This is a genomic window from Tumidithrix helvetica PCC 7403 (assembly GCF_965232925.1).
Classification (GTDB): Bacteria; Cyanobacteriota; Cyanobacteriia; order Pseudanabaenales; family Pseudanabaenaceae; genus Tumidithrix; species Tumidithrix helvetica.
In genome coordinates, this window is the sequence record NZ_CBDDRA010000008.1 from 78596 (window position 1) to 96178 (window position 17583).

The following is a 17583-nucleotide window of genomic DNA, read 5'->3' on the forward strand; positions in this document are numbered from 1 at the left end:
TATTTCTCAATATTTCGATAGTCGATCGTTTAGAAATATTTCTTAAAAATGTTTCCCTTCTATTTCAAATCTTGCTGCACTAATCTCTTCCGATGAGTGGCAATATTCACACAAAAAAGCTGCTCTCTGCCTTACTAGCAGCTTTACTGAACCTGAAATTGCCATACAACCTTACGATTCGCTAATAATTTTGGCATTCAGCAAGGTAAAAATACGATCTAGCTCCAAAATTCCCGCTAGCTCTGCTTTCTCATCTTCATTTAAACCATTCTCCTTAAGATGCTCATTTAGATCGTCTAGCCGATTTTGTAATGTCTCAGAGAACTTAAACAAAAAGCGATCGCGCACCTTTGCCATAACGATCCCTGTCGATACCCATGAAGAAGGCTTCACCATCATTTGAGCAATCATTTGCTTAACGTGAATTCGGGATAAGGTATTGAGAACGAAACATAGGGTGTACAAGCGTTCAGGGCGAGCACGGGGGCATCGCCCCTACCACAATTCGTAGGGGCATCGGATGGTGCGTGCCTGCCCTGATTTGCTGGATAAATGGTATTTTTGGGGGAGAATTTGGCATTTACGGCATCAATAGCTCAGATAAAGGGTTTCAGCTTTTCTTATCTCGAACTGAGGTTTGCTTAGCTCACTTTTTCTTATATCGTTCTTATCGACAATACAGATGTCACAGAAGCGCGGCTACTGTGACATCGACCCTCAGAAATGCTAGCAAGATTAGCTATTCACAACCGATCGCTGTTTGCCAACTGCTAGATTTGCCAAGATGCGATCGCTGATTTGTCCGCTGGTGAGACCGAGTTCGGCAAAAGACTGCTCGGGCGAGGCATGATCGACCAGAATATCTGGGACGCCGATCCGCTGTACGGGCACGACAACACCACAATCCATTAAAGCTTCCATCACGGCGCTACCAAAACCACCCATGATGCAGCCTTCTTCGAGGGTGACGACTTTACCAATGCGTTTGGCAAGAGGGGCGATCAGTTCGATATCCAGAGGTTTGACAAATCTGGCATTGACTACTGTTGCTTGTACGCCATGCTCCATGAGCAATTCCGCCGCTTGCATCGCTGGGTAAACCATCGAGCCATAGGCAACCATCAGCACATCGTCGCCTTGGCGCAGCACTTCGCCTTTACCAATGGGTAAAGCTTCCCAACCTTCTGACTTGAGGGGTACACCATAGCCATTACCGCGTGGATAACGCATGGCGATCGCGCCGTTATGTTGAATGCCCGTCACAATCATCTGCTGCATTTCGGCTTCATCTTTAGGAGCCATCAACACAATATTGGGAATGCAACGCAGATAGGCAATGTCATACATGCCTTGATGGGTGGGGCCATCTGCGCCCACAATCCCAGCCCGATCTAAACAGAAAAACACAGGCAAGCTTTGAATACAAACATCATGGACGATTTGGTCGTAGCCGCGCTGTAAGAAGGTGGAATAAATCGCAGCAACGGGGCGCATTCCTTCGCAGGCTAACCCAGCAGCGACAGCGATCGCATGTTGTTCCGCAATCCCAACATCGACAAATTGATGGGGCAATTCAGCTTGAAACTTGTCTAATCCAGTCCCAGTGGACATCGCCGCCGTAATCGCTACAATCCGTTTGTCTTGCTTAGCAAGTTTAATCAGCGTATCTGCAAAGACCTTAGAATAGCTAGGAGGCTTGGGTTTACTAGCTGTAGTCGAAGTCTTGGCTTTACCCGTTGACAGGTCAAAGGAGTTTTGGGCATGATAGCCAACGCGATCGGCTTCTGCGTAGCTATAACCCTTGCCCTTGGTGGTTGCAACGTGAACCATAACAGGACCAACGAGTGTATGCGCCATTTTGAAAGTGTCAATCAGGTCGCGCAAATTATGCCCATCGATGGGACCAATGTAAGTAAAACCAAGTTCTTCAAATACTGCGCCAACCTTGTTTTGCACCATTGTGACAATCTTGAGATTGTCTTTGATGCGCTCAATCTCTGGACCGATCTGTTCGCCCACAAAAGGAATATTCCGAATTTGATCCTCGAGATTATTCGTAATAAATTTCATCGGTGGGCTGAGACGCATCTTATTGAGATAGCGAGGAATTGCGCCCACATTCTGAGAAATTGACATTTCGTTGTCATTTAGCACCACCAGCAGGTTTGTTTTTGGTAAATGGCCTGCATGATTAATTGCTTCAAGAGCCATTCCACCTGTGAGTGCGCCATCACCAATGATGGCAACGCACTTATGGTTTTCACCTTTGGCATCCCGCGCTAATGCCATACCGAGGGCAGCAGAAATACTGGTAGAGGCATGACCTGCACCAAAGTGGTCAAATTTGCTTTCGCTGCGTTTGAGATAGCCAGCAACTCCATGTTGTTGGCGCAATGTATGAAAGCGGCTATAACGACCTGTGATCAATTTGTGAGGATAGGCTTGATGTCCCACATCCCAGATGACTTTGTCGCGATCGAGGTCTAGGGTTTGATATAAGCCTAAGGTGAGTTCTACCACTCCTAAACCAGGTCCTAGGTGTCCGCCTGTGGCAGCGATCGTTTCTAAATGTTTTTGGCGGATCTCTTGAGCAATGGTTTCCAGTTGTGAAATAGAAAGACCGTGCAACTGGTTGGGATGGACAATTTCACTCAGACGCATAGCGACTCATTTTTAACGTTGATATTAAATCTAGTCTACCTGAATCCTGTTAATGCCATGTTCATCACGATTTTTAACAAGCTGCATTTATGCCGATTGTTCCAAGACTCCAGAAGCCATAGCTGCTACTGTGGCGATTGCACTGATTTATTTGGCTCAAGGCTGATTAAACTGGCACGAGATCGGGGTGACAGGTTATGCTGGGTATCCAGACTCTAGTTTTTAATAAGAAGTAACCTCGTCTATGTTTTGGGCTGATAAGATTGCGGCAGATGCGCAGGGTGATTTGATTGTAGTCAATGACTCTAAAACGCCCTCTGGCAGGGTACATGTAGGGTCTTTGCGGGGCGTAGTGATCCATGATGCGATCTACCGCGCGCTCAAACATGCGGGGAAGCCTGTCAAATTTTTATACGGCGTCGATGACTATGATGCGCTCGACACTGTTCCTAAGTATCTAGACCAAGACAAATTTGCCCCCTATCTCGGCTACCCTCTGTGTAACACCCCCTCACCTGACGATAGGGCTAGTGACTACGCCAAATATTTCATGGGTGAATTTCTAGAGGTATTTGACTATCTGGGGGTAAAGCCAGAGATTTATTATTTACGCGATTTGTATCGCACGGGCAAGCTCGATCGCTACATCGATCTATTCTTAAACAACGCGCATTTGGTCAGAGAAGCCTACAAAGAAGTTAGTAAAGCCGATCGCCCTGACAACTGGTATCCCTTTCATCCGATTTGCGAGAACTGCGGCAAGATCGCCACAACTGTGACGACGGCTTATCAAGACGGTAAGGTTTTCTACACCTGCGAACCCAATGCCACCAACTATGTGAATGGCTGCGGTCATTCGGGCTGGGTGTCTCCCTTTGGCGGCAATGGCAAACTGCCTTGGAAAGTAGAATGGGTGGCGAAGTGGGATGCAATCGGGGTGAGCATCGAAATGGCAGGGAAGGATCACTCCCAAAAAGGCGGATCGAGAGATGTTGCCAATTCTATCTGCCGTAAAGTTCTGAATAAGCAGCCACCGTTCCATTCCCCCTATGAGTTTATCTTGGTGAATGGCACAAAGATGAGTTCGTCGAAAGGGGTTGGCTCCAGTGCCAAAGAAATTGCGGAACTGATGCCACCCGAACTATTACGGTTCTTGATGTTGCGCACGCAACCCCGAAGTGTGATTAATTTCTCACCGAACTACGAAACGATTACACGCCTGTTTCGAGATTACGATACATTGATTGGCAAGTATAAAGCTTATGCTGAATCTACGGTTCCCGAACAGGAAATTACCGAAGATTTAATTCCATTGCTGTATGCGCAGCTCAATGAAAAGTTGAGTGAAAAGTCAGGTACGGATGGGGAAAACACCAAGATTCCAACCTATGAGGCGATCGATATCAGTACCTTGATTTCGCTCCTACAGGTTCCTCACCTCGATATCGAAGTGGAAGTAGAAAAGCGTAGCCCCAAGACTCTCAGTGAATACGACTGGCAGATTGTCAGACAAAGAATTTCTGTCGCGAAGAAGTGGTTACAGGATTATGCCGATGAAGAAGAGAAATTGGTGCTCTATTTAGATCGAGTGCCTGACAAAGCAAAGAATTTAGATTCCGAGCAACTTACCTATCTGGCGCAGTTGATCGCCAACTTAGAAGCAGAAACCAATTGGGATGGTGAAGAACTACAAACGACCCTATTTCGGACTGCAAAGGAATTAGAGATTTCCCAAAAAGTCGCCTTTGCGTCAGTTTATTTTACATTTTTAGGGAAAGAAAGAGGTCCAAAAGCAGGAAGTTTGTTGTCTTATTTAGATAAATCTTTTGTGATTGCCAGATTACAAGAGGTGTTAAAACTGAATGAGATTGCTACGGTGGGATAATTTACATGGCAACCATTCTGAGGGATTGGAGCTATCGCTATCAGTGGCTTTATGACACGGTATCTGCACTTGCAGCTTTGAGTGTAGGCGGCGAAGGAAGGTTCCGTCAGTTGTTTCTGCGCGATTTAACGATCGATCCCACAGCGAAGGTATTGGATCTCTGTTGTGGCAGCGGTCAGGCAACAGAGGTATTAGTCAAACACTTTCAAGATGTGACTGGGTTGGATGCTTCTCCCTTTGCGATCGCGCGATCGCGTCGGAATGTCCCAACTGCCAATTATGTCGAAGCCTTTGCTGAAGCGATGCCCTTTGGCGATCGACAGTTCGATTTGGTGCTGACTAGTACAGCCATGCATGAAATGGAACCTCAGCAATTACGGCAGATTATCCAAGAAGTATTTCGAGTACTCAAGCCTGATGGTCGCTTTATAATTGTTGACTTCCACAAACCCACCAATCCTCTGTACTGGTTGCCAGTATCGACTTTTCTCTGGCTGTTTGAAACGGAAACCGCATGGCAATTATTAGACACAGACTTAAACTCAATATTGGGCGAAGTTGGATTCATCATAGAATCTCAACGCCTCTATGCGGGGGGTAGTCTGCAAGTTTTGCAAGCTAAGAGTGGGGCTAAAGCCTAAACTTGGACAAATAACTAACTGCTAGTCCTGTGTTAGTTCCTACGAAGCGATGCCTTACAGGATAAGTACCACACAAAATCTTGATATGAGTCTTAAGGATTTACAATCGATTCCCACCAACTGAGCAAAGGGTGGTTTTTGTTAGGCAAATATCTACCTTTGATCCGAATTGCACTCAAGGCTGTTTTCAGTTTTGTCACATCAAGTTTTGCATCCTCCGACCAGTGTTTAACTATCTCTAAAGTAGATAGAATCTGACAATGGGGGGCTTCTTTTTGAAAAAATGAGATCGCTTTCTTATCATCCGTTGCAACTGCCCATCCTCGATGAAATGCGATCGCAAAAGTAGCAGATTCGCCATCATCCCCAAGCTCAAAAACATAGTTTACAAAGGTTTCTTCCTCTAATTCAGATTCAAAGTCCACAACGAATAGAAGACCTTGCTGAATTGCTTGTTCTAATTGGATTGCTCCTTCATTATCGACATTTTCAAGCTTTTGAAGAGTTTTTAATTCCTGTGTCCTCACAACTTCGGAAACAACAACCTGAGCAGGGATAGATTTCAAAATTGCCAGAAAATCGCCAGAAGCACTAAAGTTGAGAATACAGCAGGCATCAAGAATGACATGGGAATGTTTTATCTGCATAGTTAAGTTTCCAATCCCTTTAAGCCAAACGCAGATCTAAACGAGCAACTTCCTCAATGATTCCACTTGAATGTTCGCGCAACACTTCGGCAATGCGGCGGGCTTCTAGGCGATCGACATCAAGGAGTTTAGCAAAGCGCCCTTCAGTAATTAGTCCCTGATCCAGTGCTTCGATCGCTAGATGCTGATAGTGAATGGGAGCCATATCTGTTCGCTGTACGATTGCTTCTAACCCCATTTCTTGTTGCACTTTTCTCACTTTTAGCCCGCGATCGCGCAAGCGATCCCAAGTTCCTACTGGTAGTAATTTCATATCCTCTAGGCGATAAATGAGCGCCTGCACAGACACGCCGTAGTAATGAGCTAAGGTAAATAGATTGGTGGGGGTGAATTTGCCATGAGAACGATGCATATCGTTAAATTGCTTTAATAAGCTACTCGTTGGCATCAGAAAATATTTGGGGAAAGCTTCTGCTAAACGTTCGCTTTCAGGATATCTCTGGTATTGACCGTCAAAGTCAAATACTGGATTTCTGCGATGGGCAAGAAAGTGAAGATATTCATGGGCTAACGACCAGCGGCGGCGTTCTTCAGGATGACCGGCGTTAATTGCCATGTAACCACCAAGTTTCTCATCGTAACTATATACTCCAGAATATTTGGATGGCATTTTGAGATAGAAGATACGAAGACCGACACTTTGTTCTAAAACATCTCTTAGATTTGTAATCGGGGCATCACCAAGTCCTAAACGTTGGCGTTCGGCGATTGCAATGCTCTCGGCGGCTGCCTCAATTGGCATATTGGATACTTCGTACTCGTGAGGATAGTTCCGAGGAAGCGGAGCATCCACAATCTCTTCAAGCTCTAGGTAATTTCGACATAACTCTTCTAAATGCGAAACACTTGGAGCGATCTGTAACTCTTCGTCTTCGTTACGCTTATAGGCAGCACGAAACTGTTCCTTAAAAGGTTGTATGGCAGGGCGTTGTTGCACAAAGTCACTGACAGATCGTCCATAGGCACGGGCGAGTTTGATCAGCTCGTGGGGCTTGAGCCGGCGCTCTCCTTTTTCGATCGCAACAATGGTTGTCCGTGCAGCATCAAGGATCTCGGCTGCCTCGGCTTGAGTCACGCCACATTTTTTGCGAGCTTGCTGAAGGAGTTCCCCCAACTTGCTTAAGTCAATGTCATCTAATATATTGCCAGCCATTGCATTTCTCTCTATGAACTTTCTTAAGCGATCGACCAGTTTTGACCTGAGAGTTCTATGTCGATTGCAAGTCGGATCCCTTAATCATCTGGCATGTCTTATTAATCTAGATCCAAAATTTGACATTGTCAATATTTAAGCTCGCCTTTTATACGTAAATGTCAGGTTTTGTGAGTGAATTTAAAATTGCAACTTCCAAGCTCTCAGCGCGATCGAATTTGATTATTGTAAAGATGTGTATTAGACAGATTTGTATGGCTATGATGCAAGGGGGCGATCGCGCGTTGTGAAAGTCTCAATTTTGTACTTTGATTAGCTGCCAGTTACGAATATTACCCAGAGATTGTTCGCGTTGAGTAATTGGCACATCGGGAGAAATCCAAGCATAACTTGCTGGCGGAAGTTCAGCCACTGTCTTGATATTCTTACCTAGATGAGGCGTGTAGAAGCTCAAAAGCACCCAAGTTTTATGGATTTCACCATCAGTAACATTTTGCGTGACGAAGTTAATCGGCTGAGTTTGTAAAATCGAAGCGATCGCAGGTTGTTGCAAATAAGACTTCAGATCTTGGCTATAGTTTCCCCATAGTCCCGCCAGCCCCGCTGTAGCAAAGGTAAGCCAGGGCGTAATTAAAAAAACTGCCAACAAGATCGATAACCCTTGCGATCGAAATGGAATGAAAGATTCATGCTTTAAGTGCTTTTGATATTCATTTTTGTATTGATGCCAAAGGAATGGTAAGGTCAACCAGCCGATTCCTAAAACGGGAACAATGACTAAATGTTTGCGAACGTCATCAGAAACTGCGATCGCACCCAAAGCGATCGCGGCAAAAGCGACCAGCAAAATTGCTGCCAATCCTCCAAACAGATAGCTAATAACTTGCGGTGCGCGTGCTTGCGGTCTATGGGCTAGCCAGTCTAGTGCAACCGCAGCTAACAAACCAATAAACGGATAAAGCTGAATTGAATAGTAGGCTGTACGAGTTGAGAAATTGGTTAAAAAAACAAACAGGAGAACAGGATAGAAAATGAGGATTGAGATGGAAGTTCTCTGTTGCCATCGTTCTTCTCTGGTTAATCCGCGATCGAATTCTTCTTGATAGTTTCTTACTTCAAGTTCAGGTGAACCTTCAGCTTGATTTAAAGATTTACCTTTAACATCCCCTCTTAACTGAGACCAAAGAATCCCCGCACCCAAAATAGCAAAAAATGTCCAAGGGAAAGAATTGAGGGGAATATTCCAGAAATAATAGAGAATTCCGCCATCGCTGTGATATTGCTTAGCACCAAGAGCGAAAAGCTTGCCAAACATCTCCTGAAAGGGAGCCATGCCATAGTGTTGATAGGTTAGCCCAACCCAGACTGCTGGAGGGATTAAACCGAGAATCACTCCTAAATAGAGAAAGGGATTGGTCAGATGATGATGACGGCGATGTTGCCAAATCAAATAGGGAAATAATGCGGCGATCGGTAGGAAAATCATGATGCTTTTAATCATGAACCCAAGACCAAAAGTACTTCCTGCTAGTACTCTCCACTGCCAACGAGTTTTAGGTTGTGCTTCCGCTTTCAGCAACGCCCAAATTCCCAAGAGTTCAAGAAAGACAAGTGGTACATCTTGGGTTGCCATGCGTGCGTACTGTATCCAAAGCGAACAGAGACTAAGAATGGCAGCCCCCAACCATGCCACGCGTCGGTTGAGTAAGAGAGCGCCAATCTCATAGGTGAGAAGAGTCGCAATCACACAGGCAATTAAATTGGGTAAGCGGGCAACCCCATCGGTCATGCCAAATAGACTGTAACAAGCCGCGATCGCCCAATGAATGCCAATCGTGCGATCGTAGACAGGCTCTCCCCACCATTTGGGTGTAAGCCAGTCACCTGTTTCAAACATCCAGCGCGATTGGGTAGCATACCAGCCCTCATCATGAGCCATCAGGCTCTGTTGACCGTTTGTCGCAACCAACAACAGCCCAATCCATAGAGTCAAGGTGATGTGAGGTAGCCAAGCCTTTAGATGGGGATACTTTTGCTCAAGTATAGGGATTAAATTCATTGCAGGATTTGAGATCTGGGGCTCTTTCAATCAACAGGATAACGCGATCGCGCCTGTCTAAACAGACCTAACCCACTCAAGGTCAATCTCAGGAAGCTAACGCGATCGCACTAAGAAAGCAGGTAACTCTACTAGAGATCTACCAACAACTGCTAAAGGTTTCTCCTGTGAGAGGTGGTGCGTTTCTGGTCGTTGCGATGTCTCATCAGTGCCATGCGCAACTTTGGAATTCTGTTTACCTTCTAAGAGTCGTTCGATCGCGGCACTCAGTTGCAGGGCATGATGTTGATGTCTCACCGACTGTTCTTTCCAATGTTGCACGGCAGCTTCGTACTCAGAGGCTTGACCCGCTTGTTTGAGAACCTGTTCTTGCAGTTCTCTGACCTGTTGCTCTAGCTCTTGGGCGCGCGAGGCAGCGATCGCCTGTTCCGACTCGTTACTATGCAAGGACTGTTGTAAGAGCGCTTGTATGCCCACATGTCTGACCAGTTGCGATTCCAGTTCTTCTTTTTGTCTTTGGGTTTCGCTGAGTTGGATATGCAAGCTTTGCAGATTTTTGGTGCATTCGGACAAACTCACACGAGTTGTCTCTAGAACCTCTTGCAGATTTTGTTCTCTTGCAGTCAAGCGATCGACCTCTAGCTGCAATTGTTCGATTTTCTCGACTGCTCCAGAATTTGCTTGTGAAGCTGCAAGCTGCACTGCATGCTCTGCTTGCGAGATCCTTGCCAGCATTTCTTGTTGTTGCTGAGAATTTTGCTCGAGTTGAGTCGCGAGACTAGTTTGTAAGGTTTGGGCAGTAGACTCAGCCTGCTCTAGCTGTGATGTGAGAATACCCATGGCATGTGTATGTCTCGATTGGGTTTGCTGAATCTCGGCTTCGAGTTGCTGAATGTATTCCTGCTTAAAAGCATCTTGCGATTCCATATGGGAGACATTCTGCCGCAAGTCTGCGATCTCTTGTTTTAATGCTTCTAGCTCAATCTCTAGCAACTCAGCTTTGAAATTGACTTCAGATTCTGAGTCTGATTGCGAATTTAATGGTAGATCGAGCGTTAATTCCGCCGTAACGTCAATTAGTAAGTCATCAACTGGCAAATCATTAACTGGCGCGATCGCCACAGATTCTATGGGAATTTCGCTTACAGTTCTTTTTGCAACTGCTTTTACAGGTTCTTTTACGGTTTCCAGTTGAGTATTCGGTGTTGCTCGATCTTGTGCAATCGCAGTCTCCACTTCCACTTCAGTCGATGGTGGCGTTTGGGGATCTGGAGCGTTGTTTCGCACGATCTTTTTACGGGGCGCTGCCGATGCCGTACTAGAAAAAAGACTCCTCGCTAGGTTTGATTCAGCCACTGAGTACCTCACAATTAACTAATTCTTGAATTCTTTTTGCCGCAATTTCTCCTGGTTTGTATTCGATCACGGTTAACCCTCGATCGAATGCCGTCCGAATATCAGCGCTATCAGGAATCGTGACAGGGCAGAGTACATCAGCAAAGATTTGTTGTGCTTGGCTATAGAGTTCGCCTGTATGAGAACTTGCCCAAATTCCACCAGGTAAATAGCGATCGTCCAGCATATTGATAATGACTCTAACTTTACGATTGCCGATAAAGTCTTCAGCTTCTTTGATAAAGCGCACTGTCGTTTCTGTACACTGAAAATCTGTACGATTCAGTCGAGTCGGAATAAATACTGTATCAGCAGGAACGAGAGCATTTGCAGTGAGTTCGTTTAAGTCTCCTGGACTATCGATAAAAATATAGTCATATTGATCGATGACGCGATCGATCTCGCGCTTTAAAACTCCCTCTTTGCCCATTTGCATTCCAGAGAGCTGTGCTACGGCTTCAGCCATCGAAACATGGGAAGGTACAATATCTAAGCCCTTGGGGGACTCAAAAATAATCTCTTCGATATGTTTGTCTGGTCGTTTTTTTAAAAATGCCAATACAGTATCAGACTCATTTAACATGCTCGTTTCTCCCAGAAACAATGTACTGGAAGTAGTTTGAGATGTCATATCAATCACCAGCACTTTCGCGCCAGTTTGAGCCATTTGATGGGCTGTATTTGCACATAACGTTGACTTGCCCGTGCCACCTTTGTTATTGGTAAAAGCTAAAACTCTGGTCATCAAAGTTCCTGAGACTAGTCAAGCAATTTGTACAGCACAGGTTAGCAGAATTCTTTCAATTTGGCAGCATTTTACTGAGATTTTTAGACCAATAAATCCAAGGGAAAGCAGGAGTTAACAAAAGAGCAGCGATCGAGTAACTAGAAATTGACATTAATTACAATATTTCCCCAAAACTTAATAGACTTCGTAAGTGATAATTTACGATCGCTCTAAACATCTCTAAATATTCAGTTGCTTTTGGGGCTACTCGGATGAAACATTAACAATTAGCTTTCAACAAAAAACTAAAAATATGCTTACAGCCGAACCTAATAATTGCATCAAACTCTTACAAACATTTTCGCTACGACCAATCAAATCAAAAAAGGATTTAATTGCAGTTCAAAAACTAGCTAATTTTTTTAAGCTCTTACCTTCAGTATTTTTTGAGAAATAGAGCGATCGCACTCCTCAAAGAACGCCCCTCTGCCGTGATTACCGCAGAAGTTACAGAAAAAATTAGCCTAAAAGAACGTCAGTTCTGGATAAGAAAACCTGAAACGCTATACATCCCAAGGATCCTCCCTAGCCCCCCTTGAAAAAAGGGGGGAGAATTCACTTGTCCCCCTTTTTCAAGGGGGATGCCCGATAGGGCAGGGGGATCAAACCTCTCGGTTCCAGCAAGTCGGCTTGATTTGTTCCGAAATCCTTAACCCGAACTCAGGTTAAATACTGATTTCTGGGAATAGGCGAAATGCTCGAACTTAGTCAAATAAGCGTAAATATTCATCAAAAACATACATCTTGCCTCTTTTTCCCCCTGTTACTTCATTGAGGATTGCAAATTTTTCTAAATCAGCAATTAACTTGTAAGCAGAGGATGGTGATAAGGAAGTTAATTCCACAACTTCAGAAGCATCGATCACGGGTCTTTGATATAGATAATTCAATACTTTTTGAGCGTTGGCACTGCGGCTGCGTAAAGTCTGAATTTTTTGATCGACTTGCTTTTGTAACTTTAAAATATTGTCAAAAGTCGTAACGCTATTTTTAGCTGTTTCGATCGCACCGACCAAAAAGAACTTGAACCATTGCGATAAATCATTGTGTTCTCTAACGCGCATCAAATTATCGTAGTAAAGCGATCGGTTACGTTCAAAAAAATCTGACAAGTACAATATCGGTTTTTTGAGAATACCTTGGCTAACTAAGTACAGGGTAATCATTAATCTACCGACTCGACCATTTCCATCTAAAAATGGGTGAATTGTCTCAAATTGATAATGGACTAAGGCGATTTTTAGCAATTCAGGAAAATATTGCTCTTGGTTATGGACAAAGAGTTCCAGATCGCCCATTAACTCGTCTATGGAGGTATGTACTGGCGGCACAAATCTAGCATCGTCAATGCTGGCTCCGCCGATCCAGTTTTGGCTTTTTCTAAATTCCCCTGGTTGTTTGTGTTTGCCTCTAACGCCCTGTAGCAATATTTGATGGGTTTCTCGGATTAGTCGTGATGAGAAGGGCAAGTCATGCAATTTGGCGATCGCTTGATTCATTGCTTGTACATAGTTTTGGACTTCTTCCCAGTCGTTTCTCTTGTCGAGGGGTACATCTTCAATATTGAGCAGGGCTTCTTCGATGTTGGTTTGTGTGCCTTCGATTTTGCTAGACTGGGTGGCTTCTTTGAGGACGTGCATACTAATAAACAAGTCAACATTTGGGATGTACTCAGAGTACATATCCAGCCTGCCGATTTCTCGATTAGCTTGCTCTAGTAGCTTCTGGATTTCCATGTTTTCCAGTGTCCAGAGCCGATTAATCGGGTTGGGCTGAAAGCTTTTGTAATAGCCTTGTTGTACGTATGTGCCAGCTTTAAAATTTTTCACGAGCTCAAAAAACTAAAATAGCTACGGTGCTTATTTTAGATTTTAGCAAAAAACTAAAATAGTATCTTTCCTTATTCTAGATTTTACTAAATTTTGACATCCTCACCCTTGTAGTCAATTTCGCAATTTCCTAAGATATCATGTATGCACATCATCACGAGATCGCGCTGAATACGAAGAAAAGTATGTATCCATCACCGATCTAAGCGGCGTTGGGTTACTCAAGGCACTAATCCATGAATTTGACCTTCAACAAAAAGACCTAGTTCCAATTTTCAAAACAGAATCCATTGTGTCAGCAATCCTCAACAGAAAGCGTAAATTCACAGTAGAACATATCGAAAAACTAGCTAACTTTTTTAACCTCTCCCCTTCAGTATTTTTCAAGGGATAATCATAGATTGCCATGAATAGAACCTCTGAACAAGCCTTTGAACATGCGATCGCCGATGTTCCATTAGCATCTGGATTTCAGCGACATTTCTCACAGGAATTTGACCGCGAAAATGCAATTTCCCCTAACGAGGCAATCGTGTTTATCCAATTCATTAGCTTCACCTAGTTGGAAGCTAATGAATTTTCGATCGCAGGAATTTTTAGCTAGATTTTTCTAGGGCTAGGTCAATCAAGCGATCGCATAGGTCAGCAAAAGGAATGCCTGAATATTCCCACAGTTTCGGGTACATACTGAGGGCGGTGAATCCGGGAAGCGTGTTGATTTCGTTGATCAGTACTGTGGCAGTTGATTCGACATAGAAAAAGTCAACTCTGGCCAGTCCAGAGCCTGCCAGCGTTTGAAATGCCTTAACAGACATCGCTTGCACTGCCTCGATAACTTCGGGAGGCAAATTTGCAGGAATAATTAGCTCTGCCATGCCTGCGGTGTATTTGGTTTCGTAGTCGTAAAAATCACTTTTGTAGGTAATTTCACCGACAATCGAAGCTTGGGGTTGGTCGTTGCCTAAAACCGCACACTCGATTTCCCTAGCCGTCACACCCTGCTCGACGATGATGCGAGCGTCGTACCCGATCGCACTGGCGATCGCAACTTCTAACTGAGCGCGTTCGCGCACTTTAGAGATCCCCACCGACGAACCCAGATTGGAAGGCTTTACAAAACAGGGATAGCCCAGCTCGGTCTCAATATATTCGCCCCAAGATTCTGGCTCCTGTTGCCACTGCCAGCGACTTAAAGCCACATATTTCACCTGCGCCAAACCTGCTTGCGCGAATAAAGACTTCATCAAAATCTTATCCATGCCCACAGCGGAGGCAAGTACGCCATTGCCGACATAGGGCTTTTGCATCAGTTGCAGTAAACCTTGTACTGTGCCATCTTCACCATTGGGCCCATGCAATACGGGGAACCAGACATCGATCTGATTGGCTTCAATGGGTAATTGCCATTGGATGGCTTGGGAATTTGAGCTTGCAGAGGGTTCCACTTGGGTTTGTTGAAGTACGGCTTGGGAATTGGTCGGATTGCACCACAAGCCATCTTTTTGAATGTAAAACGGCTGCAAGTCATAGAGAGAGTTTTGACTGAGTGCAGAGGCGATCGCTTTGGCTGAGGTAATTGACACTTCGTGTTCACCCGATTGCCCGCCAAACAGCAGTCCTACCCGTAATTTTTTAGATTCCATGGGATGTGATTGAGAATTTCTACAGCACTGTAACCGATTGAGGCAGCAAAACCTCAGCAGGACTGTTTCGATCGCTAATGGGATCGCTAAACACTTTATTGCAGAGTACCAAGGTCGTACTGGCGTTTAGCTCAAACCCGATGTGCTGATAAAAGCTTTGCTGATGGGTTGTCATCAAATAAACCCGTTCGACATTACAGACTTTGGGGTGAGCGAGAACCGTTTGCACGAGTTTGCGCCCTAAGCCCGTACCGCGATAGTCTGGATGAATTACGACATCCCAGATCGTGGCGCGATAGACAACATCGCTGGTGGCTCTGGCATGACCGATCAGGCGATCGTTATCCCAAACGGTTACAACGGGATCAGAGTTCGCGATCGCCACCGCAAGGCTATCCAAATTGCGCTCGTTTGCCCAGAATGCCCCTATTTTAAATAATGCTAATAACTGGTTCAGATCGACTTGATCGGCGCGATCGCAAAACCGAATATGACGATTGTCCATATTCATGCAGCTCTTAAGTTTTATTCAATCTTTACACAGCTAAAAACTAATATAGCAGGAGGCATCATGCCCCCTGCTGTAATTGCGATTTCTCCCACAAGATCTGACGATGAGAGACTTACTTCTCGGTTACAGGTTGCCAAGGCTCAGGCAAATAGACCTTTTGCGCTAGACCCAAGGTCTTTAAAAGGCTAATTGCAGCCCAAGTGACATCGACTTCCCACCAATGCAAACCAGCGCGAGCAGATTTAGGATAAGCGTGATGGTTGTTGTGCCAGCCTTCGCCATAGGTAAGTAATGCTGCCCACCAAAGATTGACTGATTTATCGTTGCTGTCGTCAAAGTTACGATAGCCCCATTTATGGCAAGCAGAGTTAATCAACCAAGTACTGTGAGAAACCAAGATCACCCGTACAAATATGCCGTAAAGTACAAAACCGATTCCCTGACCTATGGTAGAACCGATAAAGTAAAGCAGAATACCTAGAGGGATCTGTAAAGATAGAAAGTACTTATCTAAAAACTGGTAGTAGCGATCGCTAGCCAAGTCTGGAGCAAAGTTGCGATAATTTTTTAGGTCAAAATGCTCTGGTTTGGAATACAAAATCCAAGCCATGTGACTCCACCACAACCCCTTTGTCGCCGAATATGGATCTTTGTCATTATCTTCGGTAAAACCATGGTGTTGGCGATGACCGCCCACCCAAAAAATTGGGCCGCCCTGCATAGCCATAGCCCCGATTGTGGCGAAAACATACTCAAGCCACTTGGGGACGTAAAAACTGCGATGGCTTAACATGCGGTGATAGCCAAGACAGATACCAATGCTGCCAAATAGCCAATGGAGAAAAATGGTTAAAACTAAGGTTTGCCAAGAGAAATAGCCGATCCCTAGCAAAGCGATCGCGTGGATGACAATATAGAAAATCGTGGTCGTCCAATTCAGTTGAAGTGGCTGTGAGGAGGTCGTTGATGTCATGGAATCTCAGGGAGAAATTGGTAAGATGCAAGTAGTACTTGCACCTATATAGATTAACCTGTTTATAGGAAAGAATGCAAGTAGTACTTGCAAAAAAAATTTAACATGACCGCATCTCGTATTCCTACTCGCCAACGTATCGTCAACACTGCATTACAGCTTTTTGCGCGTCAAGGGATTACCGAAACAACAACAAGACAAATTGCCGACCAAGCCGAGATTAATGAGGTAACGCTATTTCGCCATTTTGGCAATAAACATGGTCTTTTACTCGCTGTACTGCAGGAATGTTTGCAACAATATCTACTGCTGACTCAGGTTGGGGAATCAATCATCATCACAGAGATGTCAAACCAAGGTGATTTAAGTAGATTTTTACGCTACTACATGCAAAATTCCCTACGCTTGCTTGAGAGTGTACCAGAACTACTGCGATCGCTGGTGGGAGAAGCAGGACAATATCCTAGCGAAAGTCGTCAAGCGCTAGCACAGGGGATCGCACAGATCAATCAGTCGATCGCCACTGTCCTCGAAGATGTGATGGCACAAACCCAAACCCACTATCCCTTGGCTCCAATCAAATTAGCGAATCTCGTTAATACCTGCATCTTGGGCTATGCCGTGATTATGCTTACCAGCGATATTGAGTCGATCTGGTCGAGTTCTGAGGACTTTATCAACACGCTCGTGGAAATGATCGTTAAGGATACCGAGACAATCCAACCGGTGATCGATATTCCTACTGAGATAGTACGCAACATTATGCTGCTGGCAAAGCGTCAAGGGCTTAGAGAATACGCGATCGCTTATCTCCTATTTGGGGCAGGTCTATCGGCAACAGAGTTGGTTCAACTCAGACGCGATGATTACCTCACCGCATCCTCCAATCGAGTCTTGAGAATTGGGACTTTGGGGCAACGCTTAGTCCCAATCAATCAAAATATTTTGGGGCAGCGCTACGGTTCGGGATCGAATAACCCACTCACGGCATATCTTAAAAATCGCAAAGATCAACATCCAGCCATGTTTTTAGATGCCGATCATCAGCCTTTGAGCTTGACTCAGCTCGAGCAGATTTGGCGCGGTTGGGCAGAACTACATCGCAACCCCGACGGTAGCCCAGTATTGCTAGAGCAGGCCCGTCAAACATGGGGCTTGGATATGTTGGTTCGTGGTATGGATGTTGATAATTTCTGCATTATTAGCGGGTTGAGTCCCCATGAGATCCAGCCCTACTTACAGCGCGTCAAAGAAAAAGCTGCCATTCATCAAGCAATTACTTTAGATAGTTAGGGTAAAAGGGTTATCGGTTATCGGTAAAAGGTTAGCTGCATTTATT

Annotated in this window: 15 protein-coding genes and 1 pseudogene; 4 read left to right on the top strand and 12 right to left on the bottom strand. The window is 44.8% G+C overall.

Translation table 11 applies throughout. The features are described from left to right. Positions 1-57: 57 nt before the first annotated feature. From ACP2WE_RS09605 to dxs, 3 genes and pseudogenes are all read right to left on the bottom strand, one after another. A pseudogene (locus ACP2WE_RS09605) lies at positions 58-165 on the bottom strand (HNH endonuclease); the annotation flags it as partial. A 6-nt stretch (positions 166-171) separates the two neighbouring features. Beyond that, positions 172-411 carry a hypothetical protein gene (locus tag ACP2WE_RS09610; protein ID WP_425215337.1) on the bottom strand — a complete coding sequence of 80 codons (240 nt, stop codon included), beginning with the start codon at positions 409-411 and terminating at the stop codon, positions 172-174. 324 nt (positions 412-735) lie between these two features. Continuing rightward, positions 736-2661: a 1-deoxy-D-xylulose-5-phosphate synthase gene (dxs, locus tag ACP2WE_RS09615; RefSeq protein WP_425215338.1), complete on the bottom strand. Its 1926-nt coding sequence runs from the start codon at positions 2659-2661 to the stop codon at positions 736-738. A gap of 244 nt (positions 2662-2905) precedes the next feature. Between dxs and lysS the strand changes: the two genes are divergently transcribed. Then, entirely contained in the window at positions 2906-4546 is a 1641-nt protein-coding gene (gene lysS, locus ACP2WE_RS09620) for a lysine--tRNA ligase (protein ID WP_425215339.1), read from the top strand. Between the two features lie 5 nt (positions 4547-4551). Beyond that, positions 4552-5187, top strand: coding sequence for a class I SAM-dependent methyltransferase (locus ACP2WE_RS09625; protein ID WP_425215340.1), 636 nt, complete (start codon positions 4552-4554; stop codon positions 5185-5187). Between the two features lie 92 nt (positions 5188-5279). Here ACP2WE_RS09625 and ACP2WE_RS09630 read toward each other — a convergent pair whose 3' ends face one another. The 6 genes from ACP2WE_RS09630 to ACP2WE_RS09655 form a co-directional block, all read right to left on the bottom strand. Beyond that, positions 5280-5834, bottom strand: a complete 555-nt coding sequence (locus ACP2WE_RS09630; protein WP_425215341.1) for a hypothetical protein — start codon at positions 5832-5834, stop codon at positions 5280-5282. Positions 5835-5853: 19 nt separating this feature from the next. Then, positions 5854-7047 carry an ImmA/IrrE family metallo-endopeptidase gene (locus ACP2WE_RS09635; protein ID WP_425215342.1) on the bottom strand — a complete coding sequence of 398 codons (1194 nt, stop codon included), beginning with the start codon at positions 7045-7047 and terminating at the stop codon, positions 5854-5856. A 295-nt stretch (positions 7048-7342) separates the two neighbouring features. Next, positions 7343-9106 carry an ArnT family glycosyltransferase gene (locus ACP2WE_RS09640; protein ID WP_425215343.1) on the bottom strand — a complete coding sequence of 588 codons (1764 nt, stop codon included), beginning with the start codon at positions 9104-9106 and terminating at the stop codon, positions 7343-7345. Positions 9107-9202: 96 nt separating this feature from the next. After that, positions 9203-10462: a coiled-coil domain-containing protein gene (locus ACP2WE_RS09645; RefSeq protein ID WP_425215344.1), complete on the bottom strand. Its 1260-nt coding sequence runs from the start codon at positions 10460-10462 to the stop codon at positions 9203-9205. Beyond that, complete coding sequence (locus ACP2WE_RS09650) at positions 10455-11246, bottom strand: ParA family protein (protein ID WP_425215345.1); 792 nt, start codon at positions 11244-11246, stop codon at positions 10455-10457. Before ACP2WE_RS09650 ends, ACP2WE_RS09645 begins: the two co-directional genes overlap by 8 nt. A 746-nt stretch (positions 11247-11992) precedes the next feature. Beyond that, positions 11993-13117: a Fic family protein gene (locus tag ACP2WE_RS09655; protein ID WP_425215346.1), complete on the bottom strand. Its 1125-nt coding sequence runs from the start codon at positions 13115-13117 to the stop codon at positions 11993-11995. A gap of 406 nt (positions 13118-13523) precedes the next feature. Here ACP2WE_RS09655 and ACP2WE_RS09660 point away from each other — a divergent pair, with 406 nt between their 5' ends. Then, the gene (locus tag ACP2WE_RS09660; RefSeq protein ID WP_425215347.1) at positions 13524-13679 is read left to right on the top strand and encodes a hypothetical protein; all 156 of its coding nucleotides are present in this window, start codon (positions 13524-13526) and stop codon (positions 13677-13679) included. A gap of 34 nt (positions 13680-13713) precedes the next feature. On the opposite strand, the gene ACP2WE_RS09665 is transcribed toward ACP2WE_RS09660, so the two are convergent. From ACP2WE_RS09665 to ACP2WE_RS09675, 3 genes are all read right to left on the bottom strand, one after another. Beyond that, a complete protein-coding gene (locus ACP2WE_RS09665; RefSeq protein WP_425215348.1) occupies positions 13714-14760 on the bottom strand; it encodes a D-alanine--D-alanine ligase family protein in 1047 nt (348 codons plus the stop codon). Positions 14761-14779: 19 nt separating this feature from the next. Then, complete coding sequence (locus ACP2WE_RS09670; protein WP_425215440.1) at positions 14780-15265, bottom strand: GNAT family N-acetyltransferase; 486 nt, start codon at positions 15263-15265, stop codon at positions 14780-14782. A gap of 118 nt (positions 15266-15383) precedes the next feature. Further along, the gene (locus tag ACP2WE_RS09675; protein WP_425215349.1) at positions 15384-16244 is read right to left on the bottom strand and encodes an acyl-CoA desaturase; all 861 of its coding nucleotides are present in this window, start codon (positions 16242-16244) and stop codon (positions 15384-15386) included. A 105-nt stretch (positions 16245-16349) separates the two neighbouring features. Between ACP2WE_RS09675 and ACP2WE_RS09680 the strand changes: the two genes are divergently transcribed. Next, positions 16350-17537 carry a TetR family transcriptional regulator gene (locus ACP2WE_RS09680; RefSeq protein WP_425215350.1) on the top strand — a complete coding sequence of 396 codons (1188 nt, stop codon included), beginning with the start codon at positions 16350-16352 and terminating at the stop codon, positions 17535-17537. Positions 17538-17583 lie beyond the last annotated feature (46 nt).